This window comes from Pseudomonas sp. S06B 330 (genome assembly GCF_002845275.2).
Taxonomy (GTDB): Bacteria; Pseudomonadota; Gammaproteobacteria; order Pseudomonadales; family Pseudomonadaceae; genus Aquipseudomonas.
In genome coordinates, this window is sequence record NZ_CP088149.1 from 4402634 (window position 1) to 4429138 (window position 26505).

Here is a 26505-nt window from a genome sequence, read left to right on the forward strand (position 1 = left end):
AAGCCTGGTGACCCGGGTGTATCGGCCAAACTCACCGCCTTGGCAATTTCAGCGCAAGAAAGGGAGAGAGCCGACCTTGGGTTCTGGCGTAAACTCGCGCCCCGCCCCAAAGGACCCGGAGAGCCCCATGAGCCCCATCGCTGTCACCCGCTTATTAATACTTGCCGCTGTCTGGGGGGCCAGCTTTCTCTTCATGCGCATCATCGCGCCAGTGCTGGGCACCGTGCCAACCGCCTTCTTCCGGGTGTCGATTGCCTGCCTGGGCTTGCTGGTGATTCTCGCTCTGCTGCGAGTGCGCTGGGATTTCAACGGCAAACTCAAAGCCTGCCTGGTGCTGGGCATGATCAACTCAGGGATTCCGGCAACGCTCTATTCGGTAGCGGCCCAGGTGTTGCCGGCCGGTTACTCGGCCATCTTCAATGCCACCACACCGCTGATGGGCGTGTTGATTGGCGCCCTGTTCTTTCGCGAACCGATGACCCTGGCCAAGCTCAGTGGCATTTTTCTTGGATTGTTAGGGGTCGGCATTCTCAGCGGTGCGGGCCCGGTAGCGTTCGACCAACAACTGCTGCAAGGCGCTCTTTCGTGCCTGGCGGCGACCATCTGCTACGGTTTTGCCGGCTTCCTCGCGCGGCGTTGGCTTGACCACCAGGGCGGCCTTGATAGCCGACTGTCGGCACTGGGCAGCATGATGGGGGCGACCTTGTTGCTGTTACCGCTGTTCGGTTACAGCGTGATAAGCCAGCCACCCACCAGTTGGGGCGGTTGGGAGGTATGGCTGTCGTTGCTGGGCCTGGGCCTGGTGTGTACAGCGTTTGCCTACATCCTCTATTTCCGTCTGCTCAGCGAAATCGGCCCGGTCAAGGCCAGTACCGTGACCTTTATGATCCCGGCATTTGGTGTGCTGTGGGGGGCCTGGCTGCTGGATGAGCCGTTGTCGATGGCGCACTTGTATGGTGGGCTGTTGATTGCCGTGGCGTTGTGGCTGGTGCTCAAGCCGGCTAAATAAATCGCGGGGCAAGCCCGCTCCCACAGTGTGAAGAAAACCTGTGATAGCGGACTCGCCCCGAGAATCACTCTGCCTGAAACTGCCCAGCGCCAATCGCTGGCTTACGGAAGACAAACAGCAGGCCAACCACAATCAAGCCCATGCCCAACAGGCTCAGCGCCGCCAGACGGTTGCCGAAGATCAGGTAGTCCATGACTGCCGTCACCGCCGGCACCAAGTAGAACAAGCTGGTGACATTGACCAGGTTGCCGCGAGCGATCAGGCGGTACAACAGCAACGTCGCCAGCAACGACACCACCAGGCTCATCCACAACAACGCGCCGACGAAGCTCGTGGTTAATTCCACCTGCAATGGCTGGAACGGCGCAAATACCGCACACATCAGCAGCGCGGCAATGTACTGCAACGGCAGAGTGCCCATGGGATTGCTGGTGATGCGTTTTTGCATGATCGAACCGAAGGTCATGCTCGCCAGCGCCAACAGCGCAAAGAGCATCCCCAGCAGGGAAACCCCGCCTAGATTGATGCCCTGAAAGACCACCATGATCAGCCCGCTCAACCCCAGACACAATCCGAACACGCGGCTCCAGGAACGCTGGCGCTCCATCAGCACCACGGTGAGGATTGGTTGTACGCCCATGACCGTGGCCATGACACCGGGAGTGACCTGAGTGTTGAGTGCCAGAAGATAGAAGATCTGGTAGGCGCCGAGCAGCACCGCACCGGTGGCCAGTGCCTGTAGCACCGCCGTGCGTCCACGTGGCCAGCGCAACTTGAGCAGCGGTGCGAGCAGCAACAGCCCGCACAGCGCCAACGCAGCACGCATCAGTAAAAAGGCAAAGGGACTGGCATGGGCCAGCCCCAGCTTTGAGACAATCGCCCCGCTACTCCAGAGCAGGACAAACAGGCTGGTGGTGGCCGCCGAGGCCACGGATTCTTTCGAGAGAGCAAACATAAATGCCACCTGTATTCGGGCAGATAAGCCGAACGGTGCTGCCCGTGCTGAGCAGCCAACCGTATTCAGTAGGGTGCAGGTGTGATGGGACGCAGCGATTGGCTGCTTAGCCCAGCACTACCACGCCTGGCGGTGCGACAACGCACACGACCACGCTACTGACAGGTGGAGGGTAATGACTGATCATGGCCGGTTGCTGATTCCCACGCACGACTACTGCCGCGTCGGGCGCGGTAGCGAATACGGTGCTGAGTGGGGAAGCTGGCATGAGCAGGTCTTCGGTGAGGTGAACTGTGGCTGACTATAGACCAGCCTGTTTCTGGCTGGCAAGTCGATATATTCGTGGGAGCGGATTCATCCGCTCCCACACAATCAACTGCTCCCACTCGGTCAAAACAGCCAGCGATACAACAGGTAAGCCACCACCCCAGCCAGCACCGGGCGCAATACCCGGTAAGCCTTCGGATTGGCACGTTTGAACTGCTTGACCTGGCTGCTAATGACATTGCTGAAGCGCTTGCTCCAAGCGTAGGCCTGGTTGATCCCACCCACCCGTTCGTCATCGGTATTCTGCGGTGCCGTAGCGCGGCCGAGGAAGGCACTGACCTTACGGTTGATGCGAGTCATCCACGGGCTGTTGAGTGGGCGCTCGACGTCGCAGAACAGAATCACCCGGGTAGTCTCGGTTTCGTTCTTCACCCAGTGCACATAGGTTTCATCGAACATCACGTCCTCACCATCGCGCCAGGCATACGCCTGACCATCGACATAAATCCGGCAGTTGTCGGAGTTTGGCGTCGACAGGCCCAGGTGATAGCGCAGGGAACCGCCAAAGGGGTCGCGGTGCGGGTTCAGGTGGCTGCCTCCGGGCAGCAGGGCGAACATCGCGCCTTTGACATTGGGGATGCTGTTAACCAGTTCGACAGTCTTGGGGCAGAGTGCTTCGGCCGACGGCAAGGCCTTGTCGTACCACTTCAGGTAGAAACGCTTCCAGCCCTTCTTGAAGAACGAACCGAAGCCGGCATCGTTGTCTTTCTCGGCAGCGCGGATGTAACCCTCGTCGAACAGGTGCATGGCCTCTTCGCGGATCACTTCCCAGTTGTCTTTGAGCACATCAAGCTCGGGAAAGCGCTCACGGTCCAGGTAAGGTTTGGACGGCACCCCGGAGAACAGGTACATCAAGGCGTTATACGGGGCGAACAACGCCGAATGGTTGACGAACTGGCGCAGCATAGGCAAACGCGTCTTGCCGCGCAGGTGGACAAACAGCGTACTGCCAAAAAACAACAGCAATACACCTGCCTTGGCGACAAAGGAAAAGCTCATGCAACACTCCTTGAAATCAAGATCCGGCAATCTATGCCTGTTTACGCGACCATCATAAACGGATACCGCCTCTGCAAAAATATCCGCTGCCAGTATTCAGTGTTAAGGATTGTGCAATAAACCCCGGCGCAAAAAATTGCCCCGGGTCAGCCCGCAAACACTTTACTGCTGGTTTTCCTGCTCGGTGAAAAGGTCAGCAAAGAGCATGCTCGACAAGTAACGTTCACCAGAGTCCGGGAGGATGACGACGATGGTCTTGCCCTGCATCTCAGGTTTTTCCGCCAGGCGCACGGCCGCCGCCATGGCGGCCCCCGAGGAGATCCCGCAGAGAATGCCCTCTTCCTGCATCAAGCGCAGGGCCATGGTTTTGGACTCGTCATCGCTGACCAGCTCCACCTGGTCGACCATGGCCAGATCAAGGTTCTTCGGTACAAAACCGGCGCCAATGCCCTGGATCTTGTGCGGGTTGGGCTTGAGCTCTTCACCGGCACGAGCCTGGGTAATGACAGGTGAAGTGATTGGCTCGACCGCCACCGAGAGAATCGCCTTGCCCTGCGTCAGTTTGATATAGCGCGAGATGCCAGTAATGGTACCGCCGGTGCCGACCCCGGCGACCAGCACATCGACCGCGCCATCGGTATCGTTCCAGATTTCCGGACCCGTGGTTTTCTCATGGATCGCCGGGTTGGCCGGGTTCTCGAACTGGCCGGGCAAGTAGTAGCTGGAGGGGTCGCTGGCGACAATTTCATTGGCTTTTTCGATCGCGCCTTTCATGCCCTTGGCAGGGTCGGTCAGCACCAGTTCGGCCCCTAACGCCTTGAGCACCTTGCGCCGTTCGATGCTCATCGAGGCCGGCATGGTCAACTGCAATTTATAGCCTCGGGCTGCCGCAACGAAGGCCAGGCCAATACCGGTGTTGCCCGAGGTCGGCTCGACAATGGTCATGCCGGTCTTGAGCTTACCGCTGCTTTCTGCGTCCCAGATCATGTTCGCGCCGATCCGGCACTTGACCGAATAGCCCGGATTACGCCCTTCGGTCTTGGCCAGGATGGTGACCCCACGTGGGGCGATACGGTTGATCTGCACCAGCGGCGTGTTGCCGATGGAATGCGCATTGTCAGCATAGATACGGCTCATAGCAGGGGTCCTTTTATGCACCGGGTGGAAAACTTCAAGGGTAAGCCTGCAGCGACGGTGCGTCCACATCCGGCGAAACCCCTGGCGCTGACAACGGTCAACCGATCACCAACGTGCCGGGAACCGCCGCCGATGAAACGTCGCTATCGCTGGTCCTTGTGGGGGCTGTTGAGCATTGTCCTGTTACTGCTGGCCCTGCATCTGGCCTTACCGGTACTGGTGCGCAACTACCTCAATGACAAACTTGCCGACATGGGTGATTACCGCGGCCAGATCACCGACGTCGACCTGGCCTTATGGCGCGGGGCTTACAGAATCAACGGCCTGAACATCGTCAAGACCACCGGTAAGGTGCCGGTGCCGTTTCTTCAGGCGCCCGTCATCGACCTGTCGGTCAGTTGGCATGCGCTGTGGTACGACCATGCAGTGGTGGCCGAAGTGGTGTTTGTGCGCCCCGAACTGAACTTCGTCGACGGTGCCAGCAAGCAGACTTCGCAGACCGGTCAGGGCACCGACTGGCGCCAGCAGCTGGAAAAGCTGCTGCCCATTACCCTCAACGAGGTACGCATCAACAACGGCGCCCTGACCTTTCGTAACTTCAATTCCAAACCGCCGGTCAACCTCAAGGCCAGCCAACTCGATGCCAGCATCCGCAACCTGACCAATGTCGAGGACCTCAAAGGCCGCCGCGATGCGCGCTTTGAGGGTAAGGCGCTGCTGCTGGGCGATGCCCAAGTGCAAAGCAGTGCCACCTTCGACCCCTTCAGTGATTTCGATGACTTTCAGTTTCGCCTGCGCGTCACGGGCATCGAGTTGCGTCGGCTTAATGACTTTGCCAGAGCCTACGGCAAGTTCGACTTCAATGCCGGCCACGGCGACCTGGTAATCGAAGCCGAGGCGCAAAAAGGCCGTCTCAACGGTTATATCAAGCCATTGCTGCGCGATGTCGATGTATTCAACTGGCAGCAGGACGTCCAGGAAGAGGACAAGGGCTTCTTCCGTTCGATCTGGGAAGCGCTGGTGGGGGGTGGCGAGACGGTGCTGAAAAACCAGCGCAAGAATCAGTTCGCCACCCGCGTTGAGCTCAGTGGTAGCGTGCATAAAAGCAACATCAGCGCGTTTGAGGCGTTCTTGCAGATTCTGCGCAACGGTTTCATCCAGGCTTTTAATGCCCGCTATGAGCAACCGCCGCCCAAGTCTGACTGAACAACGCTGTAATGGCCGATTCAGAGACTGAATGAGTCGCCTGCGTTCCCAGTCGCCCGGGGCCCGCGTTATAGTCAGGCATAACAATTTTCCCGCCGGGGGCCCTGCTCCCCGGTGCTACGTTTGAGGATCGGTTCATGAAGTTCGAAGGCACCCGCGCATACGTCGCTACAGACGACCTGAAACTGGCGGTCAACGCGGCGATCACCCTGGAGCGGCCGTTGCTGGTCAAAGGCGAACCGGGTACCGGCAAGACCATGCTCGCCGAACAGCTCGCCGAATCCTTTGGCGCCAAGCTGATCACTTGGCACATCAAGTCGACCACCAAGGCCCACCAAGGCCTCTATGAGTACGATGCGGTCAGCCGCCTGCGTGATTCGCAGCTGGGCGTGGACAAGGTTCACGACGTGCGCAACTACTTGAAGAAAGGCAAGCTTTGGGAAGCGTTCGAGGCTGAAGAGCGGGTGATCCTGCTGATCGACGAAATCGACAAAGCCGACATCGAGTTCCCCAACGACCTGTTGCAAGAACTGGACAAGATGGAGTTCTACGTTTACGAGACCGACGAGACGATCAAGGCCAAGCAGCGCCCGATCATCATCATTACCTCGAACAACGAAAAAGAACTGCCTGACGCCTTCCTGCGTCGCTGCTTCTTCCACTACATCGCCTTCCCGAATCGCGACACCCTGCAGAAGATCGTCGACGTTCACTACCCCAACATCAAGAAGGACCTGGTCAGCGAAGCGCTGGACGTGTTCTTCGATGTGCGCAAAGTACCGGGGCTGAAGAAAAAACCGTCCACCTCCGAGCTGGTCGACTGGCTCAAGCTGCTGATGGCCGACAACATCGGCGAAGCCGTACTGCGTGAACGCGATCCGACCAAAGCCATCCCACCCTTGGCCGGCGCACTGGTGAAGAACGAACAAGACGTGCAACTGCTCGAGCGCCTGGCCTTCATGAGCCGTCGCGGTAACCGCTGAGTCAGAGGGCAATTGCCATGTTGCTCAACCTGTTCAATGAAATGCGCGCCGCCAAGGTGCCGGTGTCGGTGCGTGAGCTGCTGGATTTGCTCAATGCCCTCAAACAACGGGTCACCTTCGCCGACATGGACGAGTTCTACTACCTGTCGCGGGCAATCCTGGTCAAGGACGAACGGCACTTCGACAAGTTCGACCGCGCCTTCTCCGCCTACTTCAAAGGCCTGGAGAACCTCAACCAGCACCTGGAAGCATTGATTCCGGAAGACTGGCTACGCAAGGAATTCGAACGCTCGCTGACCGATGAAGAGCGCGCCCAGATTCAATCTCTGGGCGGTCTCGACAAGCTGATCGAAGAGTTCAAGAAACGCCTGGAAGAACAGAAGGAACGCCATGCCGGCGGCAACAAGTGGATCGGCACCGGTGGCACCAGCCCGTTCGGCTCAGGCGGCTTCAACCCGGAAGGCATTCGCATCGGTGATGCCGGCAAGCGCCAGGGCAAGGCGGTCAAGGTCTGGGACCAGCGCGAGTACAAAAACCTCGACGACCAGGTCGAACTGGGGACGCGCAACATCAAGCTGGCCCTGCGCCGGTTGCGCAAGTTCGCGCGCCAGGGCGCAGCCGAAGAGCTGGACATCGATGGCACCATCGACCACACCGCTCGCGACGCTGGCCTGCTCAACATCCAGATGCGTCCGGAGCGACGCAACAGCGTCAAGTTGCTGTTGCTGTTCGACATCGGCGGTTCGATGGACGCGCATGTGCGGATCTGCGAAGAGCTGTTCTCGGCGTGCAAAACCGAGTTCAAGCACCTGGAGTACTACTACTTCCACAACTTCGTGTACGAGTCGGTGTGGAAGAACAACATGCGCCGTACCTCCGAGCGCACCTCGACCATGGACTTGCTGCACAAATACGGCGCTGACTACAAAGTGGTGTTCGTTGGCGACGCGGCCATGGCGCCCTACGAAATCACCCAGCCGGGCGGTAGCGTTGAGCATTGGAACGAAGAAGCCGGCTACGTGTGGATGCAGCGCTTCATGGAGAAATACAAAAAGCTTATCTGGATCAACCCGTACCCCAAGGACACCTGGGGCTATACCGCTTCGACCAACATCGTTCGCGAACTGATCGAGGACCGGATGTTTCCACTGACCTTGCGTGGGTTGGAGGAAGGGATGCGCTTTTTGTCCAAGTAAGCTTGGGGCCGCTAAGCGGCCCATCGCCGGCAAGGCCGGCTCCCACAAGGTCTACTGCAGGCCAATGTGGGAGCCGGCCTTGCCGGCGGTGAGGCCCTGTCAGCCAACAAATCTCTGCAGAAAGTCTCGCTGTTCGCCCCAAGCCAATTCCTGCACCACCGGCCTGAATCTGACCACACTCCCCGGCAACATCTGTCCCAGACGTGCCAAAGCCAGCGGCGTCAATGCCCCCAGGCGCGGATACCCCCCAATGGTCTGACGATCATTGAGCAACACGATCGGTTGCCCATCGGGCGGCACCTGCACCGCCCCCAGTGGGATACCTTCAGAAATCATCGGCGCCCCCTGATACTGCAAGGCCGGCCCGAGCAAACGCATACCCATGCGATCAGCACGGCTGTCCAGGGTCCAGTCACGGTTGAACGCTTCGAACAGGCTAGTACCACTGAAATCGCCGATCTGTGCACCCAGCACCAGATCCAGGCTGTGGTTGCTGAAGTCCGGACGCAACGCCAACGGTACTTCCCGCCCGGCAGACGACTGGCCGCTGTAAGTCAGTCGCAGGCCTTTGGCCAAAGGCGAACCCAAGCCATCAAGCCCACCCAGTTCTTCACGTAGGACAGTGGCGCAACTGCCCAATACCTGCGGCGCATCGAAACCTCCGGGGGCAGCCAGATAAGCCCGGGCACCTAGCAACGGCTGGTTCAGACGCAGCCGCTGGCCCTTGTTCAGGGTGAAGCTGGACCATGGCTTGAGCGGCTCACCGTCAATACGCGCATCCAGATCAGCCCCCGCCAGGGCCAGACAACAGTCCTGTTCAGCCACCAGGCTAAAACCGCCCAAGGTAATCTCCAGCACCGCAGCATCGGCGGCGTTGCCCAGCAGCCAATTGGCCCAGCGCATCGACACCCAGTCCAGCGCCCCGCCCTGGGTCACCCCCAAATGGCGTACGCCAAAGCGCCCAGCGTCTTGCAACAGGCACAGCGGTGTACTGGCCTCAATCGACAAGCGGCTCATGCCAAGGCCTCCAGCGGAGTATCGTCGCCGCCCAGATTGATGAAGGTGGCGTGATCCACCGCCACGAAGCGGACCCGATCCCCTGGCTGCAACAAGCTATAGCCGTCGCGCTGGCGATCGAAGAGCTTGCTTGGGGTGCGGCCGATCAGGTTCCAGCCCCCCGGTGATACTGCCGGATACGCGGCGGTCTGGCGCTCGGCGATGCCGACGCTACCGGCCGCCACGCGTTTGCGCGGGGTGGCCAGGCGCGGCGCGGCCAGGGCCTCTTCGACCAGGCCCATGAAGGCAAACCCGGGTGCGAAGCCAAGCGCGAACACTTGATACTCGCGCTCGCTGTGACGACGGACGATATCGGCCACCGAGGTGCGACAACGCTCGGCCAATAGGCTCAGCTCCGGACCGACACTGAGGTCGTACCAGACCGGAATCTCGTGCAGCTGCCCGCCACTGCCGTTATCCGCCTGCAGGTTTTCCAGGGCCTCACGAATCAGGGTCCGGGCCTGATCCGGCGACAGCTGCAGCAAGTCGAAATGCACCATCACCGTGGTATAGGACGGCACCAGATCAAGGAGCTGCTCGGCGAACACCGCGCGCAAACGCTGACTGGCCGCCAGCATCCAAGGCATGTTGGCTTCATCGATGGCGTCAAACAGGCGCACCATCAGGCAGTCGATGGCCACCGTTTCAATCCGGTAGTTCATGACGCCACCAGCGCATCAAGCGCCTGACGGATCTGCTGCACGGCTGCCACCGAACTGTCATTGTCGCCATGCACGCACAGGGTCTGGGCTTGCAGGTGCAGCTCACTGCCATCCACCGCAATCAGTGGCTCACCACGGGCCAGGCGCAGGGCCTGGTCGACGATCCGCGCCGGGTCGTGATGCACGGCACCTGGCAAGCGCCGCGACACCAGGTGGCCGGCAGCGTCGTAGGCACGGTCAGCGAAGGCTTCGAACCACAAGCTGATACCGTATTCGTCCCCCAAGGCCTGGGCAGCGCTGTTGTCGGCCGTGGCCATGAGCATCAGCGGCAACTCACGGTCATAGCTGGCCACTGCTTCCAATACCGCCCGCAGTTTGAGCGGATCAGCCATCATGTCGTTGTACAGCGCACCATGGGGTTTGACGTAAGCAACCCGAGCCCCTTGGGTGCGACAGATGCCATCCAGGGCACCTATCTGGTAATGCAGCAGGTCGCGGATTTCCTCGGCGCTACAGGCCATGGAGCGCCGGCCGAAACCCGCCAGGTCCTGGTAGGCCGGATGGGCACCAATGCGCACGTTGTTGGCGAGGGCCAGGGCAACGGTCTGACGCATGATGCCGGGATCGCCAGCATGGAAACCACAGGCGATGTTGGCACAATCAACAAACGGCATGACCTGGGCATCCAGGCCCATGGTCCAGCTGCCAAAACTCTCACCCATATCGCAATTCAGTAGCAGGCGGCTCACGTCTGTCACTCCTTCAGGCTCGGTCTTAGCAGGCTTCAAGTTCTTTACCGCGGGTTTCCGGCAGGCTCAGGGCCGCCAGAATCACCACCCCGTAGGACACCGCTGCAAATGCGCCGATCCCCAGGCCCAGCGGCACCTTCTGGCTCAGCATACCAATCAGCAGCGGGAAGAACGCCGCCAGGGCACGACCGATGTTGTAGCAGAAACCCTGCCCCGAACCACGAATACGGGTGGGGAAGAGTTCAGTGAGGAACGCGCCCATGCCGCTGAAAATGCCCGAGGCGAAAAAGCCCAGGGGGAAGCCCAGCCAGAGCATCACGCCATCACTGACCTGCATCTGGGTGTACAGCAGGACGATGATGAACGAGCCCACGGCGAAGAGGATGAAGTTCTTTTTTCGCCCCAACAGGTCGGTGAGGTAAGCGCTGATTACATAGCCGATGTAAGAACCGAAGATCACCATCGCCAGGTAGCCGCCAGTGCCAAGCACACTCAGCCCACGTTCGTTCTTGAGGAAGGTCGGCAACCAGGAGGTGATGGCGTAGTAGCCGCCCAAGGCACCGGTGGTCAGCAGCGATGCGCGGATCGTAGTGAAAAGCATGCCGGGCGCGAAGATTTCATAGAAGTGCGACGGCGCCTCGGTTTTTTCCGCCGCCTTGGCCAGGCGGTAAACTTCTGGGTCCTTGACCAGGCGACGGACGAAAATCACGAACACCGCAGGCACGATCCCCAGCAGGAACAGGGCGCGCCAGGCGTCTTCAGGCGGCAGCAAGGTGAACAGCACCGCGTAGAGAATCGCCGTCAGGCCCCAGCCAATGGCCCAGCCAGACTGCACCATGCCCACCGCCTTGCCGCGATCCTTGGCGCGGATAACCTCACCGATCAGCACGGCACCGGCGGTCCATTCACCTCCGAAGCCAAAGCCCATCAGGGTGCGAGCGATCAACAGTTGCTCATAGTTCTGGGCAAAGCCGCAAAGGAAGGTGAAAAAGGCGAACCACAACACCGTCAGTTGCAGGGTGCGCACGCGACCGATGCGGTCGGAGAGGATACCGGCGATCCAGCCACCCAGGGCCGATGCAATCAGGGTACTGGTGTGAATCAGGCCGGCTTCGGCGGTGGTGATACCCCACAGGGCGATCAGCGTGGGGATAACAAAGCTGAGCATCTGGGTGTCCATGCCATCCAGGCCGTAGCCGATCTTGCAGCTCCAGAAAGTCCGACGTTCCTGTTTGTTGATGTTGCGGTACCAGTCGAAAGGTCCCGCTACAGAACTGGATTTGACCTGTTGCTGCACGCCCGATGGGTTCATGGTTGCCTCAGCTTGTTGGTATTGTTTTAAAAGGCGGCGATCTTTGTCGCAACCGGACTGTCATTTTTCGACGCAGACGTACTGTCGTCCAACGAGAAATACCAGCGGTCTGGGATAAGAAAAATTGATCAGTGAGCGTGCCATGAACCTCAAGTTCCTCGAAACCTTCGTCTGGGTCGCCAGACTCAAGAGCTTTCGCCTGACCGCCGAAAAGCTCTTCACCACCCAGGCCTCGATCTCCAGCCGCATCGCTGCGCTGGAGGCTGACCTGGGGGTAAAGCTGCTGCTGCGCGACTCACGTGGCGTCAGCCTGACCCCCGAAGGCAGCAAGGTGCTTGAGTTTGCCGAACAGATGCTCGCCACCGCCAAGGCCCTCAAGCAATCGCTGGACAGTGACCGGGCGAAAGTCGGTCGAGTGCGCCTGGGGGTGATGGACACGGTCATCCATACCTGGATGAGCCCGCTGGTCTCGGAACTGATGGAACGCTACCCACAAGTTGAAATCGAGATAGTCGCCGATACTGCGCTAAATTTGCGCGAACAGCTGCAAAAAGGATTTCTTGATGTGATCCTGCAAACCGACCTGCTACGTCAGGAGACAATCCGCAGCCTGGACCTGGCGCGCTACCCGATGGGCTGGATTGTCGCCACGCAGTCGATCTACAACCGTGACTATGCCTCGCTTGCCGAGCTTGCCCGCGAGCGCATCGTGACCTTTTCGAAAAACTCCCGACCGCATCAGGAAGTCCTCAGCCTGCTTCAGGCTGAGGGGGTCAGCGCACCGCGCCTTAACTGCGTCAACTCAGTGGCGGCAATCACCCGCTTGCTGCGTGATGGCTTCGGCATTGGCGCCCTGCCGCCGGCCTTGGTCAGCGAGGAACTGGCCAGAGGAGAACTGACCCAGCTGCCCTTGATCCAACAACCACCGAGCCTGGAGCTGGTGGTGGCCTGGCAGACCGGGGTCGAGTTGGTCGATGAAGTGGTGGCGCTGTGTCGCAATGTGCTCGAACGCTATGCCAGCAACGCTGGACCGCAGCGGATCAAGCTGGTCTAGCGCCAGCTCTCGATCACCGCTTTGCGCCGTCCGCCGAGCACCACCCAGCCGATCAGCAGCAACAGGCTTTCCACCAGCAGCGCCAACAACAAGGCACAACTCAGGCCCCAGGCCAGGGCCTCGGGGGCCAGTAGGATCTGGTAGCTGTAGCCTTTGAGGGTTTCTTCGCGCAGTTGGCTGTCGGCGCTTACCAGCACATGCCAGGTCCGCTGCAGCCAGGGGCCCTGAAGCACCTGCCACTCGTGTTCGAACAGACGATTGCGAATCAACAGACTCTCGATGCTGTTGGCATCGCTGTTGAACACCGGATCGTCGCTGCTGCGGTAGTGACGGACCAAGGCCTGCAGATCACCGTTGAAGAAACGCTGGGCAGTGGCTTCGAAGCCTTTGAGGCCCTCACGGGACTCCAACAGGTGCGCTTCGACCCGCTGGCTGTAGTCATTGATCAGGCCTGGGACCTGCACTCCTACCAACAAGCCAAAGGTAAACAGCAGCAACCGCAGGTAACTTCTGAACATGGACTATCCCTTAGCGTTGTCCTTGGGCGATGCATTCACCACGGCGCCACAGTGCCCACTGGCCGGGCTCGTAGCGCTGCCAGGTTTCGTTTTCGGTCAGCGCTTCGGTGGCGATTACCGTGACCACGTCGTTAGGAGTGGTTTCGGCCTGGAAGTCGACGATCATATCGACATCCTTGAGCCGCGCCGGCCCGAACGGTGCGCGTCGGGTGATGTGTACAAGCTTGGTCGAACAGAAGCAGAACAGCCAGTCGCCATCGCTGAGCAAGCAGTTGAAAACGCCCTTGTCACGGTACTCGGCGCACGCCTCCACCAGTACCGGTAGGAGCATTTCGACCTCGACCGGTTCAGGGAACGCCTCGCGTATGCGGTTGAGTACGTCGCAGAAGGCCGCTTCGCTGTCAGTGTCACCGATCGGCCGATAGAACGTGGCCTGCCCCGTGAACTCACCCAACTGACCGTTGTGCGCAAAGCACCAGTTACGCCCCCACAGCTCACGCACAAAGGGGTGCGTGTTGGACAGGCAGACCTGGCCGACATTGGCCTGGCGAATGTGGCCAATGACCACTTCGCTCTTGATCGGATAACGCTGGACCAGATTGGCCACTTCCGACTCGCAACTGGCTGCCGGGTCCTGAAACAGGCGCAGGCCACGCCCTTCATAAAAGCCGATGCCCCAGCCATCACGGTGTGGTCCGGTGCGCCCGCCACGTTGCATCAGCCCGGTGAAGCTGAAAACGATGTCAGTCGGCACATTAGCGCTCATGCCCAATAATTCACACATGTGTGGCTGCTCCCGGGCAAAGACTACAAGCGCGGCTCAACCCGCGGACGGTTGCCACCCAGTGGCGCTTCGGGCGGGTTGCGATAGCGGTCGCGATTGTCGGCAGTAAAACCTGGGGCATCCGCCGGCGCTTCTTCCGCGTCCCGCTTGGCGACTGCCTCAGCCTGCTCGCGGCGGGCTCTGGCACGTTTTTGCAGGGGCCAGCGCACGAGCACGAACAGCCCGTACAGGGCGAAGGCGATCATGCCGTACATAGCCAGGTCGGCGGCGGCGCGCAAGGCGTTGTTGCCCACCTTGAACAGTAGGTCGAGGGCGACAATGGCAATGGCCGGTGCGAGTTTGTCCTTGACCGGGTCGATGATGGTCGGGGTCAGCAACAATACTGCCATCACCACCCGCAGCGGTTCGCGCAGCCAGCGCCACATCCAGCGGGTCAGGCGAAAGCCCACCGCCAGGCACCCCAGGGCAGCCAGGGCGTAAAGGCCCCAGGCGAGCAGATAGTCGTTCTCGGTCATGGTGTCCGTGGCAAGCTAAGCAAATAGACGCTTATGATAAACACATTTCAGCGCGCAGGCGCCCCCCAGCCAAGAGATCCCCGAATGTCCGCAGACGCCAACGCTCCCCGCGCCCCGATTGCCCGCAAGGCTGAAGGCGCCGATCCCTATGCCTGGCTTCAGGAACGCGACACGCCCGAAGTGATTGATTACCTGAATGCCGAGAACGCCTATCAGCAAGCACAACTGGCCGACCAGGCCGAGCTGCGCGAGCAACTGTTCGAAGAGATCAAAGGGCGGATCCTGGAAACCGATCTGTCGCTGCCTTCGCCCTGGGGCCCGTACCTGTACTACAGCCGCACCACCGCTGGCGAAGAGTACCCACGCCATTACCGTTGCCCGCGTCCGGCGGATGACTCGAACACCGTCGACGAAAGCCAGGAAGAGCTGCTGCTGGACCCCAACCAGCTGGCCAACGGCGGCTTTCTCTCGCTCGGTGCCTTCAACGTCAGCCCCGACCATCAGCGCCTGGCGTACAGCCTCGATACCAGCGGCGATGAAATCTACACCCTGTACGTCAAAGAACTGACCAGCGGCGCGATCGAACAACTGCCGTTCGAAGATTGCGACGGCAGCATGACCTGGGCCAATGACAGCCAGACCCTGTTCTTCGCTGAACTGGACGACACTCACCGGCCGCACAAGCTGCTGCGCCATCGCCTTGGTCGTGAAGGTTGCCAGCACGTGTTCGAAGAAAGCGACGGACGCTTCTTCCTGCATTGCTACCGGGCCAGCTCCGAGCGCCAACTGATCCTGCTGCTCAACAGCAAGACCACCAGCGAAGCCTGGGTGCTCGACGCCGAGCAGCCTGACGGTGATTTCACCTGTCTGGCGCCCCGCGCTGAAGGCCACGAATACTTCCCCGACCACGGTCAGCTCGACGGCCAATGGCGCTGGTTCATCCGCAGCAACCAGGACGGCATCAACTTCGCCCTGTACCAGGCCGAGGCTGAGCACGTACCGACCCGCGCCCAGTGGCAACTGCTGGTGCCCCATCGCGACGACGTCATGCTCGAAGGCCTGAGCCTGAATGCCAGCGCCTTGAGCCTGAGCCTGCGTGAAGGCGGCCTGCCGATCATCGAAGTCCACCCTCACGGGCTTGCGCCCTATCGCGTCGAGTTGCCCGATGCGGCCTACAGCCTGTACGTGCAAGACAGCCTGGAGTTTGCCAGCACTCGCATCCGCCTGCGCTACCAGGCCCTGAATCGCCCGGCTCAGGTGCGCCAGCTGGAACTGGCCGATGGCAGCCAACAGGTGCTCAAGGAAACCCCGGTGCTCGGCCCCTTCGACCCCGACGCCTACGTCAGCCAGCGCCTGTGGGCCACTGCCAGTGACGGCACGCAAATACCGATCAGCCTGGTGCAACGCCGCAGCGACCTGGGCAAGCCGGTGCCACTGTACCTGTATGGCTACGGTGCCTATGGCGAAAGCCTCGACCCGTGGTTCTCGCATGCCCGCCTGAGCCTGCTCGATCGTGGCGTGGCCTTCGCCATTGCGCATGTGCGTGGTGGCGGTGAGCTGGGTGAAGCCTGGTACCGGGCAGGCAAACAGGAACACAAACACAATACCTTCAGCGATTTCATTGCCTGCGCCGAGCACCTGATCGCTCAAGGTGTCACCGGTGCTGATCAGCTGGCTATCAGTGGCGGCAGCGCGGGCGGCCTGCTCATCGGCGCGGTGCTCAACCAGCGCCCGGAGCTGTTCAAAGCGGCGATTGCCGAGGTGCCGTTCGTCGATGTGCTCAACACCATGCTCGATCCGGAGCTGCCGTTGACCATCACCGAGTATGACGAATGGGGCAATCCGCAAGAGCCTGAGGTGTATGAGCGGATCAAGGCCTACGCGCCCTACGAGAACGTCAAGGCCCAGGCCTACCCGGCCTTGCTGGTGGTCGCCGGTTACAACGACAGCCGCGTGCAGTATTGGGAAGCGGCCAAGTGGGTGGCCAAGCTGCGGGTGACCAAGACTGACGACAACCTGTTACTGCTCAAGACCGAAATGGATGCCGGCCACGGCGGCATGAGCGGGCGCTATCAAGGGCTGCGCGATGTGGCGCTGGAATATGCCTTTGTATTTAACGTGCTGGGCGTGGTGTAAATCGGATTTTTTGTTGTCTGATCGCGAACACAGGACTATGAAGCCTTTTGTGGGAGCGTATCAATCCGCTCCCACGATTAAAGGCTGGGACCTCAATTCAACAAGAAACGACCGTAAATGCCTGAACCGACTCATCTGAACAACGAAATCCGCGACATGCTCATGGACTGCGGGCTGTTCGACCAACTGCAGCCCGGCGACTTCCAGCATGCCGCCGGCTACTTCAGCATTGCCACCTTGAGCACTGGCGAAGAAATCTTCGCGGAAGGCGATGCGGGCACCTTCATGTGCATCATCCACCACGGTGTGGTCTCGGTGCGCAAAACCGACAGCGAACAGCGCCAGGTGGAAATCGCCACCCTACGCAAAGGCCGTGCCTTTGGCGAAATGGCCGTGCTCGATGGCGAGCGTCGCTCGGCCAGCTGCGTGGCCGCCAGCGACTGCCAACTGCTGAGCCTGGGCAAGGATTCACTGGAAAAGATGATCAACGACGCCCCAAAGGTCGCCGCCAAGATCATCCGCGCCCTGGCCGTGGCGCTGTCACGACGTTTGCGCATGCAAGACGGTCAGCGCCTGGCCCAGGTCTAGTCCGCTTTCATCCCGCCCTTGCCCTCCTCGGGTGTGAGCCCCGGCAAGGGTTGGTCCCTGGGCGGCATGGGCACCGGCATGGACGGCAGCAGCGGCGAGCCCGGTCGCGCATCACCGGCCCGCGGTGGGGTACTGGGGGTGATTTGTGGGTAAGGCGTTGGCGTCGCCGTACCCGGTGCGCCCGGCACCGGTGCTATCGGCCGCGGTTGCAGGTCGGCGGCCTGAGTGGTTTGCACACTGGCAAGGATCAGCAAGGCAATAGTCAGGCAGCGCATGAGCAAACTCCTTGAAACACCTTCTCACAGGCTACTCCCAAGCGTAGCGGTTTGCCTGTCCGAATGGCCCGTCATCAGGCTAAACTTCAAGGCATAACCGTAACAAGCCCGAGAAAAGGTAATCCCATGAGTTCGCCATCCTCCGCCTCCGCCACCGCACGGCTTGACCGTATCCTCGCCGACGCCAAGCGCGACAAGGAGATGGGCTACCGCGACAAAGCCCTGCGTATGTACCCGCACGTCTGCGGCCGTTGCGCCCGCGAGTTCGCCGGCAAGCGCCTGAGTGAGCTGACCGTGCACCACCGTGACCACAACCACGACAACAACCCCCAGGACGGTTCCAACTGGGAGCTGCTGTGCCTGTATTGCCACGACAACGAGCACGCCCGCTACACCGACCAGCAGTACTTCAGCGAAGGCTCCACCAGCAGCCCGACCATCGCCAAGGCCACCCACAACCCGTTCGCCGGGCTGGCCGGTCTGCTGAAAAAAGACTAAGCCAAATCCCCTGCCCCACAGCCGCCGGCAAGCCCGTATAATCGCGTTCTTTTTTGCGAAGGGCCCCGGCACGTGGCGAACAAACGGTACAGCTGCATTGGTCTGTTCAACCCCAAGTCAGCGGAGAACGTCGGTTCAGTGATGCGCGCAGCGGGTTGCTACGGCGTCAACTCGGTGTTCTACACCGGCAAGCGCTATGAGCGCGCCCGTGACTTCGTCACCGACACCAAGCGGGTGCATTACGACATTCCGCTGATCGGCATCGATGACCTGCAGAAGATCATCCCCCTGGGCTGCACGCCCGTAGCGGTTGAACTGATCGACGGTGCCCGGCCATTGCCCGAGTACACTCACCCTGACCGTGCCATCTACATCTTCGGCCCGGAAGACGGCTCTCTGGACCCAAGCGTGCGGGCCTGGTGCGAAGAGACCATCTACATCCCGACCAACGGTTGCATGAACCTCGCCGCCACGGTCAACGTGGTGCTCTACGACCGCTTGGCCAAGGGTTTGAACACCCGCTCCGGGCCGAAATTCAAGTAATCCGAAGGAACAGTCCCGCGCCTGCGGTGGTCTGCTGGATATCATCGCCCCCACTGGAGAATGACCATGTCCGCAAACAAGACGTTAATCCCTGCCCTGCAAGACAAGCCCGAGCACAACGTACAAGGCTGGGAACGCGCCACGTCCGTGGCCGGTGGGGTGATTATGGTCAGCAAGGGCATGCGCCGTGGCGGGCTGTTCGGGCTGATTCAAGTGGCCATCGGCGGTGTCGCCCTGGCGCGTGGCATCACCGGCCACAGTTCACTGAAAAGCCTGCTGGAGCGTGGCCGCAGTGACCTCGACCAGTTGCGCTCGACCCTAGAGCGCAACGGCGCAGAGCTGCAAGCACTCAGGGCCAGTGCCGACGCCGCCACCCGCAGCGCCACAGTCACTGGCAACGACTCACTGAAGAACCCGACCCCTTAACGCAGCAATGTGCTCGCCAGCACCTCGGATTCACGGCCCAGCACCCGTTCGCTGAGTTGAATGAACTCGGCGGTGCTGACGCCATTCAGGCGCATGAGTGCGCGGCTGACGTCATCGAGTGAACGCTGATTGTGGGTGTGCAGGCGGATCTCCCGATCCAAGGCCTGCAACAGCAGCACACCACGTGCGATCACTGCATTGTCAACCTGCTCGCCGCGCAGACTGGTGACCTTGGCGCTGCGTTGTTCAAGCCCGGTCTGCAAGGCCTGATAACGCTCTTCGGTAATACCGCCCGCGCGGCGCAGCAACTCGATGGCGTAATATTCATTGATGCTTTCACCAATCCAGTCACTGGCCTCACGGTCATTGACCTGGGCAAAGACCTGCACCAGCTCACGCAGCAACGGACTTGAGCCGTTTTCACTGACCAACGGCCGGCTACTGTGCAGGTAGATTGAGTTGTGCCCAGCGCGAGTGCCGCGCCAGAGCTGCTCTCGTGCACCGACCAGAAGTAGCTTTGCCGGATTGCGCGGGAACACCGCCTGCAGCTGCGGCCAGACGAAGGTCAGCAAAGTCAGGTTATCCATGCGGCGCATGCCCTGGCCCAGGGGCGCGGCGACACTGACTTCGGTCTCGCCAAGGCGCGCACGCCGGGTGCCGATGGTGCCGGCAATCATCCAGCCGGTGGGGCGGTCGAACAAACGCGAGACGTTGTCGATGCGAAAGCGCTGCTTGCCAATTCGCGGCCAGGGCGTTTCGACACTTTTCCAGCCTTTAGGCAGCTCGAAACTCAGGCGCGCTACCAGCTCAGTGCCATCTTGCTGATCAAGGCGCGCCGGCGGGACCAGGTCGTCACCGCGAAACAGCGCCCAATCAGGGGTCACGCGTGATTCATAGCTGCCATTGCTCAGGCGATGGGCCAGGCGTACGCGGTACGTCAGTTGGCTCTTGCCGGGAGCCGGCTGCCAGCGCCCGCGCAAGCCATCGCCTTGCATCTGCCAGTGGCCGTCAGCCTTGAAGTCGCTGTAGGCGCCTTCCTTGCCCAAGTCAAAATCCAGGCTGCGCACCGCAGCTCCTTCGGCCAGGGTCAGTTGCACCTCGGCTTGCTCGCTGTGCGGCAAGAAGTGGACGTGATAATCCAGATTGACCTTCTTCGCCCAGGCCGGCGAACTGGCTAACAGGCCCAGGGCCAACAGCCAATGGCAACGCACACGCATGCAGAAACTCCTTGTTCCTTTAACGCGATACCCGGCAAGCCTGGACGGCTCAGCCAGCGCGGAAAATCAGATAATCTTCCCAGTCGTCTTCGTCCACGCTGTTTTCGCTCAACATGCGCCCGGACTGGGAAATACGCTGTTTATGCACCTGCTCGCGGTCACCACAGACCAGATGGTGCCAGCTGGGCAGATCCTTGCCCTCGCTGACCAGACGGTAACCGCAGGTGGTCGGCAACCATTTGAACTGGTCAGCCTTGCCCGGCGTCAGTTGAATGCAATCGGGCACCCACTTGAGCCGGTTCGGGTAGTCGCTGCACTGACAGGTGTTCAAATCCAGCAGCTTGCAAGCGATACGTGTGTAATAGACGCTGTTGTCGTCTTCGTCTTCAAGCTTTTGCAGGCAGCACAGGCCACAGCCGTCACACAGCGACTCCCATTCCTGGTGGTCGAGCTGTTCGAGGGTTTTACGCTTCCAGAAAGCGTCGGCACTGGCAATCATGTAACGGGTGTCCTGTTCAAAAGAGGTGCCGCAGGGCGGCGGCGCCAGTCTAGGGCGAGTCTTGGACCAATACCAGACCGCTTGTCAGTGTCAGTACGACACAGTAGCTTTACCGGCGGTCCCTCTTCACCTTTCAGGAACTCACCATGAGTGCAAATCTTCGCGTTGCCGAACATGCCATTGACGAACAATTCATCAAGCGCTGGTCGCCACGCGCCTTCACTAATGAGCCGATCAGCGAAGCCACCTTGCTGAGCTTCCTTGAAGCCGCACGCTGGGCCCCTTCGGCTTACAACTCGCAGCCATGGCGCTTTCTTTATGCCCGCCGCGACACGCCGAACTGGCAGCGCTATCTGGGCCTGCTCAATGAATTCAACCGCAGCTGGGCGCAACATGCCGCCGCGCTGGTAATCGTCATCTCCAAGACCACCTTCGCCGCGCCCGGCAGCAGCGAAGAGAAACCTGCCTTGTGGCACACCTTCGACACCGGTTCTGCCTGGGGGCACCTGGCCCTGCAAGCGAGCCTCAGCGGTTGGCACACCCATGGCATGGCCGGTTTCGACCAGGAACTGACCCGCAAAGAGCTGAAGATTCCTGAAGGCTACGCACTGCATGCGGTAGTGGCGATTGGCAAGCTGGGCGACAAGGCCAGCCTGGCTCAAGCGCTGCAGGCCCGTGAAGAACCTAGCCCGCGCCGTTCGCTGAGCGAATTGGCGGCTGAGGGTGATTTCACGCTGTAGCCGCTGCCGAGGCACGAGGCTGTGATCGACTGCGAAGCAGTCGCCCCCCCAGACGCCTCATTGGGCCTGGGGGGCTGGTTTTACGGCCGTTTCACGACCGATCGCAGCCTGGCGGCAGCGGCTACCCGATTCAATAGCCGCGCTGGAAATCCACTTCCCCGCGCAACGCTTCACCCACCTGATACGCCCGCAGATTCTCGACAAACAAGCGCACCATCGCCGCAGGCGAAGTCGGTGCCGAACTATGCCCGGTCAACAGCAAACCCCAGGCGGTCCAGAACGGATGACGGGCCGGCAGCGGCTCCTGGCGGCAGACATCGATCACCGCCCCTGCCAGATGCCCGAGCTTCAACGCCTCAACCAGATCACCATCAACCACCGCCACGCCACGCCCGGCATTGATGAACAGCGCATCGGGATTGAACCGGGCAAACAGCGCAGCATCGTACAGATCGTGGGTAGCCGGGGTATCCGGGAGCAAATTGACCACGTAATCGACATCGCCGACCAGACGCCCCAGTTCACTCATGGCCGCCACTTCGATGAAGGGGGCCTGTTCACGGGCCTGACTGGCGATACCGTAGAGTTTGACGCCAAACGGCAGGAGGAACTCAGCAACCCGCTGACCAATATCACCTGTGCCGACGATCAACACCCGGCGCCCTTCCAGGCTGCGCCCGGGGCGGTCATCCCACTTGCGCTCAACCTGGCTGACCAGGCGCGCCATCACTTCCCGTTCGTGCCCCAGCAGGTAGGTCAGGACGTATTCGGCCATCACCTGGCCGAAGATGCCAACCGCACGGGTCAGGCGATAGTCACGCTGCAGGCCGTCTGCCAGCAGTGGCGTGATACCCGCCCAGGTCGATTGCAACCACTGCGGCTGGTGCCCCTGGCGCAATAAGGTTGCAAGCAGGTCAGGCTGACCTAGCCATACTGGACATTGAGCAGCTTGCTCGGCCAATACCGCCGAGTCGCCGCTAGTCAGGACTTCAAGCGCCGGTACAGCCTCGCGTAGCAGGCGAGCGTAGAGGGCATGATCCTGTTCCGCGATCAAAACACGCATGTTCTTACAACCTTGACTTATACCGGGTCGTTGCGACGCAACAGCTCTTCGGGCAGGTGCTCGATGTACTCATCCTCGACCGGCGGCATCTGCAGGTGATACCCCTGCTGCTCGAGGTTTTCCAGGACCTTGGCGATGTCTTCGCGGGCCAACTGACGCTCCGGGGTGAGGACCAAGTCAAAAGCATGTACCGGCTTGCCGAAGAAAGGCAGCAGCGCCTCAGGAACGCGCTCCAGGCCGTCGGCCTTGAGTACGTAAAGGTACATTTCGTTCTTGCGTGGGCTCTTGTAGATCGAGCAGATGCGTTTCATTTCGGTTCTCCAGCGCTAGCCAGGCAGTCGAGCAGCGCCTGCCCCATCCGTTCACGGCGCCAGCCGCGCAACGCATCGGGTAGTTGATAAGGTCCGGACGGGTAGCCGCTCTTGAGCAGCAATTCGAGGATTTTCTTGCGCAACATCAGCTCCGGGGCGATGTTCAGGCGCTCGGCCTCGGCCTGGCCGATGGCACGCAACTGCTTGAGCAGCGCCGACGCCTCGATTGGCAATGGCTCGGGCACGGCCGGCGGCCATTGCGCCGCCGGCAGGCTGGCGGCCTGCTTGATCAGCTCAAGCAGGAACTCACCGTCCTGACGGATGGTGCGCGGATGCATGTCTTCGATCTTAGCCAGCGCCGCAAGCGTCTGCGGCTGGGTCTTGGCTATCGGCCACAGGGCATTCTCGCGCAGGATGCGATTACGCGGCAGGTCACGGGCGCGCGCTTCACGCTCGCGCCAGGCGCACAGTTCACGCAGCACCGCCAACTGAGCCCGGGAAAGTTTCCAGGCCAGTTTGGCGTCGCGGTACAACTCGTAAGGGTCGATTTCACGGCGCAACTGGGCTACCAGTTCGGCACCATCTTCCAACACCCAGGCATTCTTATCATCCGACAGTTGCGGGCGCAGGCGCTCGTAGAGCTCGGCCAGGTGCACCGCATCTTCGGCGGCATAGCTGACTTGAGTCTCCGACAACGGACGTTGCAGCCAGTCAGAGCGGGTCTCGCCCTTGGGCAGCTCGATGCCGAGCACTTCCTGGACCAGACGCGAATAGCCCATGGAGAAACCCAGGTTCAGGTAACCGGCGGCCAGCTGGGTATCGAACAGCGGCGCTGGCAGGCTGCCCGTCAGGCGCGAGAGCACTTCGAGGTCTTCGCTGCAGGCATGCAGCACCTTGATCACCTGGGTGTCTTCGAGCAGCTCGGCCAGCGGCTGCCAGTTGCTGACCCGCAAGGGATCGATGAGGTAGGCACGCGCCCCATCGCCAACCTGGATCAGCCCGGCAATCGGATAAAAGGTATCAACCCGCATGAACTCGGTGTCGACGGCCACGAAGGGCAGCTGGCGCCACTGCTGGCAGTGTTCGGCCAGGCTGCTGTCGTCGCAAATCCAGTGTATTTCGATAGCCACAAGGCTCTCCCACAAACAATGGCGCGCAGTATATACGTCGCAGGGCATTGCCGGGAAACCGCTCGACCGCTATCCCTGCCTGGCCTGAGCGTTGTTTCAATGTTGAGCCAGTACCGGGCGGCAACTGGCGAACATGTCCAGTTGTGGCTTGTAGACCGCAGTGCGCACCTGCAACAGGCCAAGCATGGAGTGGAACAGATTGTCCTGACTCAACGGCGCGTTACGCATCTGGTTCAGGCAGTCGGTATCAACCGCAAAATCCTGGCGATAACTGTCGGAGAACCAGGCCAGCATCGGCACGTGCTTCTGTTGCTCTGGCGCCAACACATAAGGCGTACCATGCAGGAACAAGTTGTACTCGCCCAACGACTCACCATGGTCAGACAGGTAAAGCATGGCAGTGTCGACTTTGTCTTGTTTGCTGCGCAGGATATCAATCAACGACGCCAGCACATGATCGGTATAGACCAGCGTATTGTCATACGCATTGATGATGCTTTGTTCGCTGCACTGGTTCAACGCGTTACTCAGGCACACCGGCATGAAGCGTTCGAACGCCACCGGGTAGCGCTTGAAGTACTCCGGCCCATGACTACCCATCTGGTGCAGGACCAGCACGGTGTCTTGCTGCAGGTTGTCAATCATCGCGCCCAGGCCTTGCAGGAGAACCTCGTCATGGCATTCGCTATCAGTACACAGCGTCGGGTCTTTGCCATTGCTGACATCTTCGTACTGCACCCTGTCGCACGTGCCCTTGCAGCCTGACTGGTTGTCACGCCAACGGACACTCAAGCCGGCACGCTGTAGTACATCCAGCACACCCTCCTGGCGCTTGGCGGTGCTGGCCTGATAATCCTTACGAGTCAGATTCGAGAACATGCAAGGCACCGACACGGCCGTTTCAGTTCCGCAGGAGTGCACATCACTGAAGGCAATCAACCCCGCCTCCTTGCTCAGTTGCGGCGTGGTATCGCGGCTGTAGCCCAACAGCCCAAAGTTCTGCGCCCGGGCGCTCTCCCCCACTACCAGCACCGTCAGCGACTTGCGTGCATGCTGTTGCCAGGCTGGATCACGCTGGGCGTCTTCTCCCACCTTGGCAAAGGGCTGGGCCGCCGTGCCAATCTGCTCGCCGACGTAACGAATAGAGGCGCCGACCACATTGCTGGGCACCAGCATCAGGCGGATTTCATGATGATTGCGAAACAATGAGGCCAGCCCCTGGTAGTTGAGCAACGCCACCATGCCGAGCAAGGCGACACAGATAACACTGGTAATGAACTTGCCAAACAATTCGCGATACCAAACCCGATAAGTTATCGGCGTGTAATAAAGCAACAGGGAAGGTAGCGCACCCAGCAACACCATATAAAAACCAAGTTTCAACGAAAGCAGATCAAACACTTCTGCCGTATTGGTTTCCGCCGTGTTGCGCACCATGCCAACATCAATCAATACACCATATTGGTTCATGAAGTACGCCGCACCAGCGCCGACCATGAACAGAACAACAAGTACCGGTTTCAACAACCCCTTGAAGGTCACGAAGGTCAAGACCAGGTTGAACGCACAGACGATCAGAACAGCAAACGCCAAACGCAGGAACAGCCCCGAAAGACCCGGTTCGACAACGCTGGACAAATGTTCCCAGAGTACCGAGTTGAAGGCGAACAGCAGGTACAGACTGGCAAACAACGTAACCCATTCGGCTCGCAGTGGTTTGATCTTGAACATGATGCCCGCTTGGTCATTTACTGATAAGAGTGTCATTGCGACACTGCCTTTAGACCTTGCAAACGTTAATTAGAAGCGCATAAATTTTTTGTGAAAAAGACGCCAATATTTAGTGGGCCGACGTCTATTTATTCATTACATTTTTTTCACATTAGTTGTGCCAACTGGCATTAACCTGGCAAACGAAGCTTGGTATAAGAGTCACGATCAATATCGAGCACCTCGACACACAACTGGATATCCACCCCCGGCGCACTCGGAATCGCTTCTTTGAGCACCTCAAGCAGGCTTGCCGACAGCTGTTGTTTAACCTCCGGGGAACGCCCGCTAAGGATCGCCAGCTTGACATGGGCAAAGGCCCGTTCGTTCAGGGCAACGCCCACTCGGTAAGTGGCCAGGGCTACGGCACGGCTCTTGATGTCCAGCTCATCAGCGAACTGGCCGCTGCCCACCAAAGCATGGTTCAGGCGCAGCAACAAGCGGTCGGCGTTCAGATCCTTGAGGTTGTCGCTGTATTCAACATGAAGATGAGGCATTTCGCGGATCCTTGGGGGCAAATGTTGCAACAGACTACCTCAGCCCCGAAACCTGGCAAAGACGACTATCCTCATAGTTCATGACTTCCACCCCAACCCCCAGAGAGGTGAAGAAATGCCGGTCAAGCACGATCTACTCGCAGACTTGAACATGACCAGGGACGCGTTCGACGCCAAGAAGAAGACCGACTCGCGACTCAGCGACTTGCACGAAAAATACAACGCCATCGACGCTGAGGTGCTTAAAGCAGAAAGCAGCAGCGCCACCGACGAGCAAATCACCAACCTGAGAAAAAAACGCCTGCTGATCAAGGACGAGATCGTCGCCCATGTGAACCCCTAAAGTCCCC

General features: G+C 60.1%; 31 protein-coding genes. 13 read left to right on the top strand and 18 right to left on the bottom strand.

Going from position 1 to position 26505, the window contains the following annotated elements; translation table 11 throughout:
* The first annotated feature begins 127 nt into the window (after positions 1 to 127).
* Positions 128 to 1009 (top strand): DMT family transporter, encoded by an 882-nt coding sequence (locus CX511_RS19615; protein ID WP_045187602.1) that lies wholly within the window; start codon positions 128 to 130, stop codon positions 1007 to 1009.
* Between the two features lie 64 nt (positions 1010 to 1073).
* On the opposite strand, the gene CX511_RS19620 is transcribed toward CX511_RS19615, so the two are convergent.
* Positions 1074 to 1964, bottom strand: a complete 891-nt coding sequence (locus tag CX511_RS19620; protein WP_045187605.1) for a DMT family transporter — start codon at positions 1962 to 1964, stop codon at positions 1074 to 1076.
* A 175-nt stretch (positions 1965 to 2139) separates the two neighbouring features.
* On the opposite strand from CX511_RS19620, the gene CX511_RS25460 reads away from it, so the two are divergent.
* Positions 2140 to 2265: a hypothetical protein gene (locus CX511_RS25460; protein WP_256205394.1), complete on the top strand. Its 126-nt coding sequence runs from the start codon at positions 2140 to 2142 to the stop codon at positions 2263 to 2265.
* 89 nt (positions 2266 to 2354) lie between these two features.
* Here the strand turns inward: CX511_RS25460 and CX511_RS19625 are convergent, their stop codons facing one another.
* Both CX511_RS19625 and cysK read right to left on the bottom strand, forming a co-directional pair.
* Positions 2355 to 3290, bottom strand: coding sequence for an aspartyl/asparaginyl beta-hydroxylase domain-containing protein (locus tag CX511_RS19625; RefSeq protein ID WP_045187607.1), 936 nt, complete (start codon positions 3288 to 3290; stop codon positions 2355 to 2357).
* Positions 3291 to 3452: 162 nt separating this feature from the next.
* Entirely contained in the window at positions 3453 to 4427 is a 975-nt protein-coding gene (gene cysK, locus CX511_RS19630; RefSeq protein ID WP_101292383.1) for a cysteine synthase A, read from the bottom strand.
* Between the two features lie 132 nt (positions 4428 to 4559).
* Here cysK and CX511_RS19635 point away from each other — a divergent pair, with 132 nt between their 5' ends.
* From CX511_RS19635 to CX511_RS19645, 3 genes are all read left to right on the top strand, one after another.
* The gene (locus CX511_RS19635) at positions 4560 to 5633 is read left to right on the top strand and encodes a DUF748 domain-containing protein (protein WP_045187611.1); all 1074 of its coding nucleotides are present in this window, start codon (positions 4560 to 4562) and stop codon (positions 5631 to 5633) included.
* Between the two features lie 137 nt (positions 5634 to 5770).
* Positions 5771 to 6616 carry an AAA family ATPase gene (locus CX511_RS19640; RefSeq protein WP_101292381.1) on the top strand — a complete coding sequence of 282 codons (846 nt, stop codon included), beginning with the start codon at positions 5771 to 5773 and terminating at the stop codon, positions 6614 to 6616.
* A gap of 17 nt (positions 6617 to 6633) precedes the next feature.
* Complete coding sequence (locus CX511_RS19645; RefSeq protein ID WP_045187615.1) at positions 6634 to 7812, top strand: vWA domain-containing protein; 1179 nt, start codon at positions 6634 to 6636, stop codon at positions 7810 to 7812.
* A 99-nt stretch (positions 7813 to 7911) separates the two neighbouring features.
* Here CX511_RS19645 and CX511_RS19650 read toward each other — a convergent pair whose 3' ends face one another.
* From CX511_RS19650 to CX511_RS19665, 4 genes are read right to left on the bottom strand one after another with little or no spacing between them, the layout of a single operon-like run.
* Positions 7912 to 8829 (bottom strand): 5-oxoprolinase subunit C family protein, encoded by a 918-nt coding sequence (locus CX511_RS19650; protein ID WP_045187617.1) that lies wholly within the window; start codon positions 8827 to 8829, stop codon positions 7912 to 7914.
* On the bottom strand, positions 8826 to 9530 hold the full coding sequence (gene pxpB / locus CX511_RS19655) for a 5-oxoprolinase subunit PxpB (RefSeq protein ID WP_101292378.1): 705 nt from the start codon (positions 9528 to 9530) through the stop codon (positions 8826 to 8828). Before pxpB ends, CX511_RS19650 begins: the two co-directional genes overlap by 4 nt.
* Positions 9527 to 10279 carry a 5-oxoprolinase subunit PxpA gene (locus CX511_RS19660; protein WP_045187622.1) on the bottom strand — a complete coding sequence of 251 codons (753 nt, stop codon included), beginning with the start codon at positions 10277 to 10279 and terminating at the stop codon, positions 9527 to 9529. The genes pxpB and CX511_RS19660 overlap by 4 nt, the downstream gene beginning before the upstream one ends.
* A 25-nt stretch (positions 10280 to 10304) precedes the next feature.
* Positions 10305 to 11591: an MFS transporter gene (locus CX511_RS19665; RefSeq protein ID WP_045187624.1), complete on the bottom strand. Its 1287-nt coding sequence runs from the start codon at positions 11589 to 11591 to the stop codon at positions 10305 to 10307.
* Positions 11592 to 11733: 142 nt separating this feature from the next.
* Between CX511_RS19665 and CX511_RS19670 the strand changes: the two genes are divergently transcribed.
* Entirely contained in the window at positions 11734 to 12645 is a 912-nt protein-coding gene (locus tag CX511_RS19670; RefSeq protein WP_101292376.1) for a LysR family transcriptional regulator, read from the top strand.
* On the opposite strand, the gene CX511_RS19675 is transcribed toward CX511_RS19670, so the two are convergent.
* From CX511_RS19675 to CX511_RS19685, 3 genes are read right to left on the bottom strand one after another with little or no spacing between them, the layout of a single operon-like run.
* A complete protein-coding gene (locus CX511_RS19675; protein ID WP_045187628.1) occupies positions 12642 to 13163 on the bottom strand; it encodes a DUF2937 family protein in 522 nt (173 codons plus the stop codon). The genes CX511_RS19670 and CX511_RS19675 overlap by 4 nt on opposite strands.
* A gap of 10 nt (positions 13164 to 13173) precedes the next feature.
* Positions 13174 to 13947: a class II glutamine amidotransferase gene (locus CX511_RS19680; RefSeq protein WP_045187630.1), complete on the bottom strand. Its 774-nt coding sequence runs from the start codon at positions 13945 to 13947 to the stop codon at positions 13174 to 13176.
* 23 nt (positions 13948 to 13970) lie between these two features.
* The gene (locus CX511_RS19685) at positions 13971 to 14462 is read right to left on the bottom strand and encodes a hypothetical protein (RefSeq protein ID WP_045187632.1); all 492 of its coding nucleotides are present in this window, start codon (positions 14460 to 14462) and stop codon (positions 13971 to 13973) included.
* Between the two features lie 84 nt (positions 14463 to 14546).
* Here CX511_RS19685 and CX511_RS19690 point away from each other — a divergent pair, with 84 nt between their 5' ends.
* Together CX511_RS19690 and CX511_RS19695 are read left to right on the top strand one after the other, a co-directional pair.
* Complete coding sequence (locus CX511_RS19690; RefSeq protein WP_101292374.1) at positions 14547 to 16598, top strand: S9 family peptidase; 2052 nt, start codon at positions 14547 to 14549, stop codon at positions 16596 to 16598.
* Positions 16599 to 16715: 117 nt separating this feature from the next.
* Complete coding sequence (locus CX511_RS19695; protein WP_045187635.1) at positions 16716 to 17186, top strand: cyclic nucleotide-binding domain-containing protein; 471 nt, start codon at positions 16716 to 16718, stop codon at positions 17184 to 17186.
* Here CX511_RS19695 and CX511_RS19700 read toward each other — a convergent pair.
* Positions 17183 to 17461 (bottom strand): hypothetical protein, encoded by a 279-nt coding sequence (locus CX511_RS19700; RefSeq protein WP_045187637.1) that lies wholly within the window; start codon positions 17459 to 17461, stop codon positions 17183 to 17185. The two genes, CX511_RS19695 and CX511_RS19700, sit on opposite strands and share 4 nt — an antisense overlap.
* Before the next feature lie 126 nt (positions 17462 to 17587).
* On the opposite strand from CX511_RS19700, the gene CX511_RS19705 reads away from it, so the two are divergent.
* The 3 genes from CX511_RS19705 (at position 17588) to CX511_RS19715 (ending at position 18928) form a co-directional block, all read left to right on the top strand.
* Complete coding sequence (locus tag CX511_RS19705; RefSeq protein WP_045187639.1) at positions 17588 to 17959, top strand: YajD family HNH nuclease; 372 nt, start codon at positions 17588 to 17590, stop codon at positions 17957 to 17959.
* Positions 17960 to 18031: 72 nt separating this feature from the next.
* On the top strand, positions 18032 to 18502 hold the full coding sequence (locus CX511_RS19710; RefSeq protein WP_045187641.1) for an RNA methyltransferase: 471 nt from the start codon (positions 18032 to 18034) through the stop codon (positions 18500 to 18502).
* Positions 18503 to 18568: 66 nt separating this feature from the next.
* Positions 18569 to 18928: a YgaP family membrane protein gene (locus CX511_RS19715; RefSeq protein ID WP_045187643.1), complete on the top strand. Its 360-nt coding sequence runs from the start codon at positions 18569 to 18571 to the stop codon at positions 18926 to 18928.
* Here the strand turns inward: CX511_RS19715 and CX511_RS19720 are convergent.
* Both CX511_RS19720 and CX511_RS19725 read right to left on the bottom strand, forming a co-directional pair.
* On the bottom strand, positions 18925 to 20139 hold the full coding sequence (locus CX511_RS19720) for a hypothetical protein (protein ID WP_045187826.1): 1215 nt from the start codon (positions 20137 to 20139) through the stop codon (positions 18925 to 18927). The genes CX511_RS19715 and CX511_RS19720 overlap by 4 nt on opposite strands.
* Before the next feature lie 55 nt (positions 20140 to 20194).
* Entirely contained in the window at positions 20195 to 20644 is a 450-nt protein-coding gene (locus CX511_RS19725; protein ID WP_045187644.1) for a YcgN family cysteine cluster protein, read from the bottom strand.
* A 146-nt stretch (positions 20645 to 20790) separates the two neighbouring features.
* On the opposite strand from CX511_RS19725, the gene CX511_RS19730 reads away from it, so the two are divergent.
* On the top strand, positions 20791 to 21384 hold the full coding sequence (locus tag CX511_RS19730) for a nitroreductase family protein (RefSeq protein WP_101292372.1): 594 nt from the start codon (positions 20791 to 20793) through the stop codon (positions 21382 to 21384).
* A gap of 130 nt (positions 21385 to 21514) precedes the next feature.
* On the opposite strand, the gene CX511_RS19735 is transcribed toward CX511_RS19730, so the two are convergent.
* The 5 genes from CX511_RS19735 to CX511_RS19755 form a co-directional block, all read right to left on the bottom strand.
* Positions 21515 to 22447: a D-2-hydroxyacid dehydrogenase gene (locus CX511_RS19735; RefSeq protein WP_045187648.1), complete on the bottom strand. Its 933-nt coding sequence runs from the start codon at positions 22445 to 22447 to the stop codon at positions 21515 to 21517.
* Between the two features lie 17 nt (positions 22448 to 22464).
* Positions 22465 to 22758 carry a YcgL domain-containing protein gene (locus tag CX511_RS19740; protein WP_045187650.1) on the bottom strand — a complete coding sequence of 98 codons (294 nt, stop codon included), beginning with the start codon at positions 22756 to 22758 and terminating at the stop codon, positions 22465 to 22467.
* Complete coding sequence (gene rnd, locus CX511_RS19745) at positions 22755 to 23888, bottom strand: ribonuclease D (protein WP_045187651.1); 1134 nt, start codon at positions 23886 to 23888, stop codon at positions 22755 to 22757. The genes CX511_RS19740 and rnd overlap by 4 nt, the downstream gene beginning before the upstream one ends.
* 96 nt (positions 23889 to 23984) lie before the next feature.
* A complete protein-coding gene (locus CX511_RS19750) occupies positions 23985 to 25619 on the bottom strand; it encodes a phosphoethanolamine transferase (RefSeq protein ID WP_101292370.1) in 1635 nt (544 codons plus the stop codon).
* A gap of 170 nt (positions 25620 to 25789) precedes the next feature.
* Complete coding sequence (locus CX511_RS19755) at positions 25790 to 26155, bottom strand: 5-carboxymethyl-2-hydroxymuconate Delta-isomerase (protein WP_045187656.1); 366 nt, start codon at positions 26153 to 26155, stop codon at positions 25790 to 25792.
* Positions 26156 to 26270: 115 nt separating this feature from the next.
* On the opposite strand from CX511_RS19755, the gene CX511_RS19760 reads away from it, so the two are divergent.
* The gene (locus CX511_RS19760) at positions 26271 to 26498 is read left to right on the top strand and encodes an HP1242/YdcH family protein (protein ID WP_045187657.1); all 228 of its coding nucleotides are present in this window, start codon (positions 26271 to 26273) and stop codon (positions 26496 to 26498) included.
* Positions 26499 to 26505 lie beyond the last annotated feature (7 nt).

Excerpts from the sequence above, each read along its gene's own strand:
- CX511_RS19615 (WP_045187602.1), top strand. The coding sequence starts at position 128 with ATGAGCCCCATCGCTGTCACCCGCTTATTAATACTTGCCGCTGTCTGG.
- CX511_RS19620 (WP_045187605.1), bottom strand. The coding sequence starts at position 1,964 with ATGTTTGCTCTCTCGAAAGAATCCGTGGCCTCGGCGGCCACCACCAGC.
- CX511_RS25460 (WP_256205394.1), top strand. The coding sequence starts at position 2,140 with ATGACTGATCATGGCCGGTTGCTGATTCCCACGCACGACTACTGCCGC.
- CX511_RS19625 (WP_045187607.1), bottom strand. The coding sequence starts at position 3,290 with ATGAGCTTTTCCTTTGTCGCCAAGGCAGGTGTATTGCTGTTGTTTTTT.
- cysK (WP_101292383.1), bottom strand. The coding sequence starts at position 4,427 with ATGAGCCGTATCTATGCTGACAATGCGCATTCCATCGGCAACACGCCG.
- CX511_RS19635 (WP_045187611.1), top strand. The coding sequence starts at position 4,560 with ATGAAACGTCGCTATCGCTGGTCCTTGTGGGGGCTGTTGAGCATTGTC.
- CX511_RS19640 (WP_101292381.1), top strand. The coding sequence starts at position 5,771 with ATGAAGTTCGAAGGCACCCGCGCATACGTCGCTACAGACGACCTGAAA.
- CX511_RS19645 (WP_045187615.1), top strand. The coding sequence starts at position 6,634 with ATGTTGCTCAACCTGTTCAATGAAATGCGCGCCGCCAAGGTGCCGGTG.
- CX511_RS19650 (WP_045187617.1), bottom strand. The coding sequence starts at position 8,829 with ATGAGCCGCTTGTCGATTGAGGCCAGTACACCGCTGTGCCTGTTGCAA.
- pxpB (WP_101292378.1), bottom strand. The coding sequence starts at position 9,530 with ATGAACTACCGGATTGAAACGGTGGCCATCGACTGCCTGATGGTGCGC.
- CX511_RS19665 (WP_045187624.1), bottom strand. The coding sequence starts at position 11,591 with ATGAACCCATCGGGCGTGCAGCAACAGGTCAAATCCAGTTCTGTAGCG.
- CX511_RS19670 (WP_101292376.1), top strand. The coding sequence starts at position 11,734 with ATGAACCTCAAGTTCCTCGAAACCTTCGTCTGGGTCGCCAGACTCAAG.
- CX511_RS19675 (WP_045187628.1), bottom strand. The coding sequence starts at position 13,163 with ATGTTCAGAAGTTACCTGCGGTTGCTGCTGTTTACCTTTGGCTTGTTG.
- CX511_RS19680 (WP_045187630.1), bottom strand. The coding sequence starts at position 13,947 with ATGTGTGAATTATTGGGCATGAGCGCTAATGTGCCGACTGACATCGTT.
- CX511_RS19685 (WP_045187632.1), bottom strand. The coding sequence starts at position 14,462 with ATGACCGAGAACGACTATCTGCTCGCCTGGGGCCTTTACGCCCTGGCT.
- CX511_RS19690 (WP_101292374.1), top strand. The coding sequence starts at position 14,547 with ATGTCCGCAGACGCCAACGCTCCCCGCGCCCCGATTGCCCGCAAGGCT.
- CX511_RS19695 (WP_045187635.1), top strand. The coding sequence starts at position 16,716 with ATGCCTGAACCGACTCATCTGAACAACGAAATCCGCGACATGCTCATG.
- CX511_RS19700 (WP_045187637.1), bottom strand. The coding sequence starts at position 17,461 with ATGCGCTGCCTGACTATTGCCTTGCTGATCCTTGCCAGTGTGCAAACC.
- CX511_RS19705 (WP_045187639.1), top strand. The coding sequence starts at position 17,588 with ATGAGTTCGCCATCCTCCGCCTCCGCCACCGCACGGCTTGACCGTATC.
- CX511_RS19715 (WP_045187643.1), top strand. The coding sequence starts at position 18,569 with ATGTCCGCAAACAAGACGTTAATCCCTGCCCTGCAAGACAAGCCCGAG.
- CX511_RS19725 (WP_045187644.1), bottom strand. The coding sequence starts at position 20,644 with ATGATTGCCAGTGCCGACGCTTTCTGGAAGCGTAAAACCCTCGAACAG.
- CX511_RS19730 (WP_101292372.1), top strand. The coding sequence starts at position 20,791 with ATGAGTGCAAATCTTCGCGTTGCCGAACATGCCATTGACGAACAATTC.
- CX511_RS19735 (WP_045187648.1), bottom strand. The coding sequence starts at position 22,447 with ATGCGTGTTTTGATCGCGGAACAGGATCATGCCCTCTACGCTCGCCTG.
- CX511_RS19740 (WP_045187650.1), bottom strand. The coding sequence starts at position 22,758 with ATGAAACGCATCTGCTCGATCTACAAGAGCCCACGCAAGAACGAAATG.
- CX511_RS19750 (WP_101292370.1), bottom strand. The coding sequence starts at position 25,619 with ATGTTCAAGATCAAACCACTGCGAGCCGAATGGGTTACGTTGTTTGCC.
- CX511_RS19755 (WP_045187656.1), bottom strand. The coding sequence starts at position 26,155 with ATGCCTCATCTTCATGTTGAATACAGCGACAACCTCAAGGATCTGAAC.
- CX511_RS19760 (WP_045187657.1), top strand. The coding sequence starts at position 26,271 with ATGCCGGTCAAGCACGATCTACTCGCAGACTTGAACATGACCAGGGAC.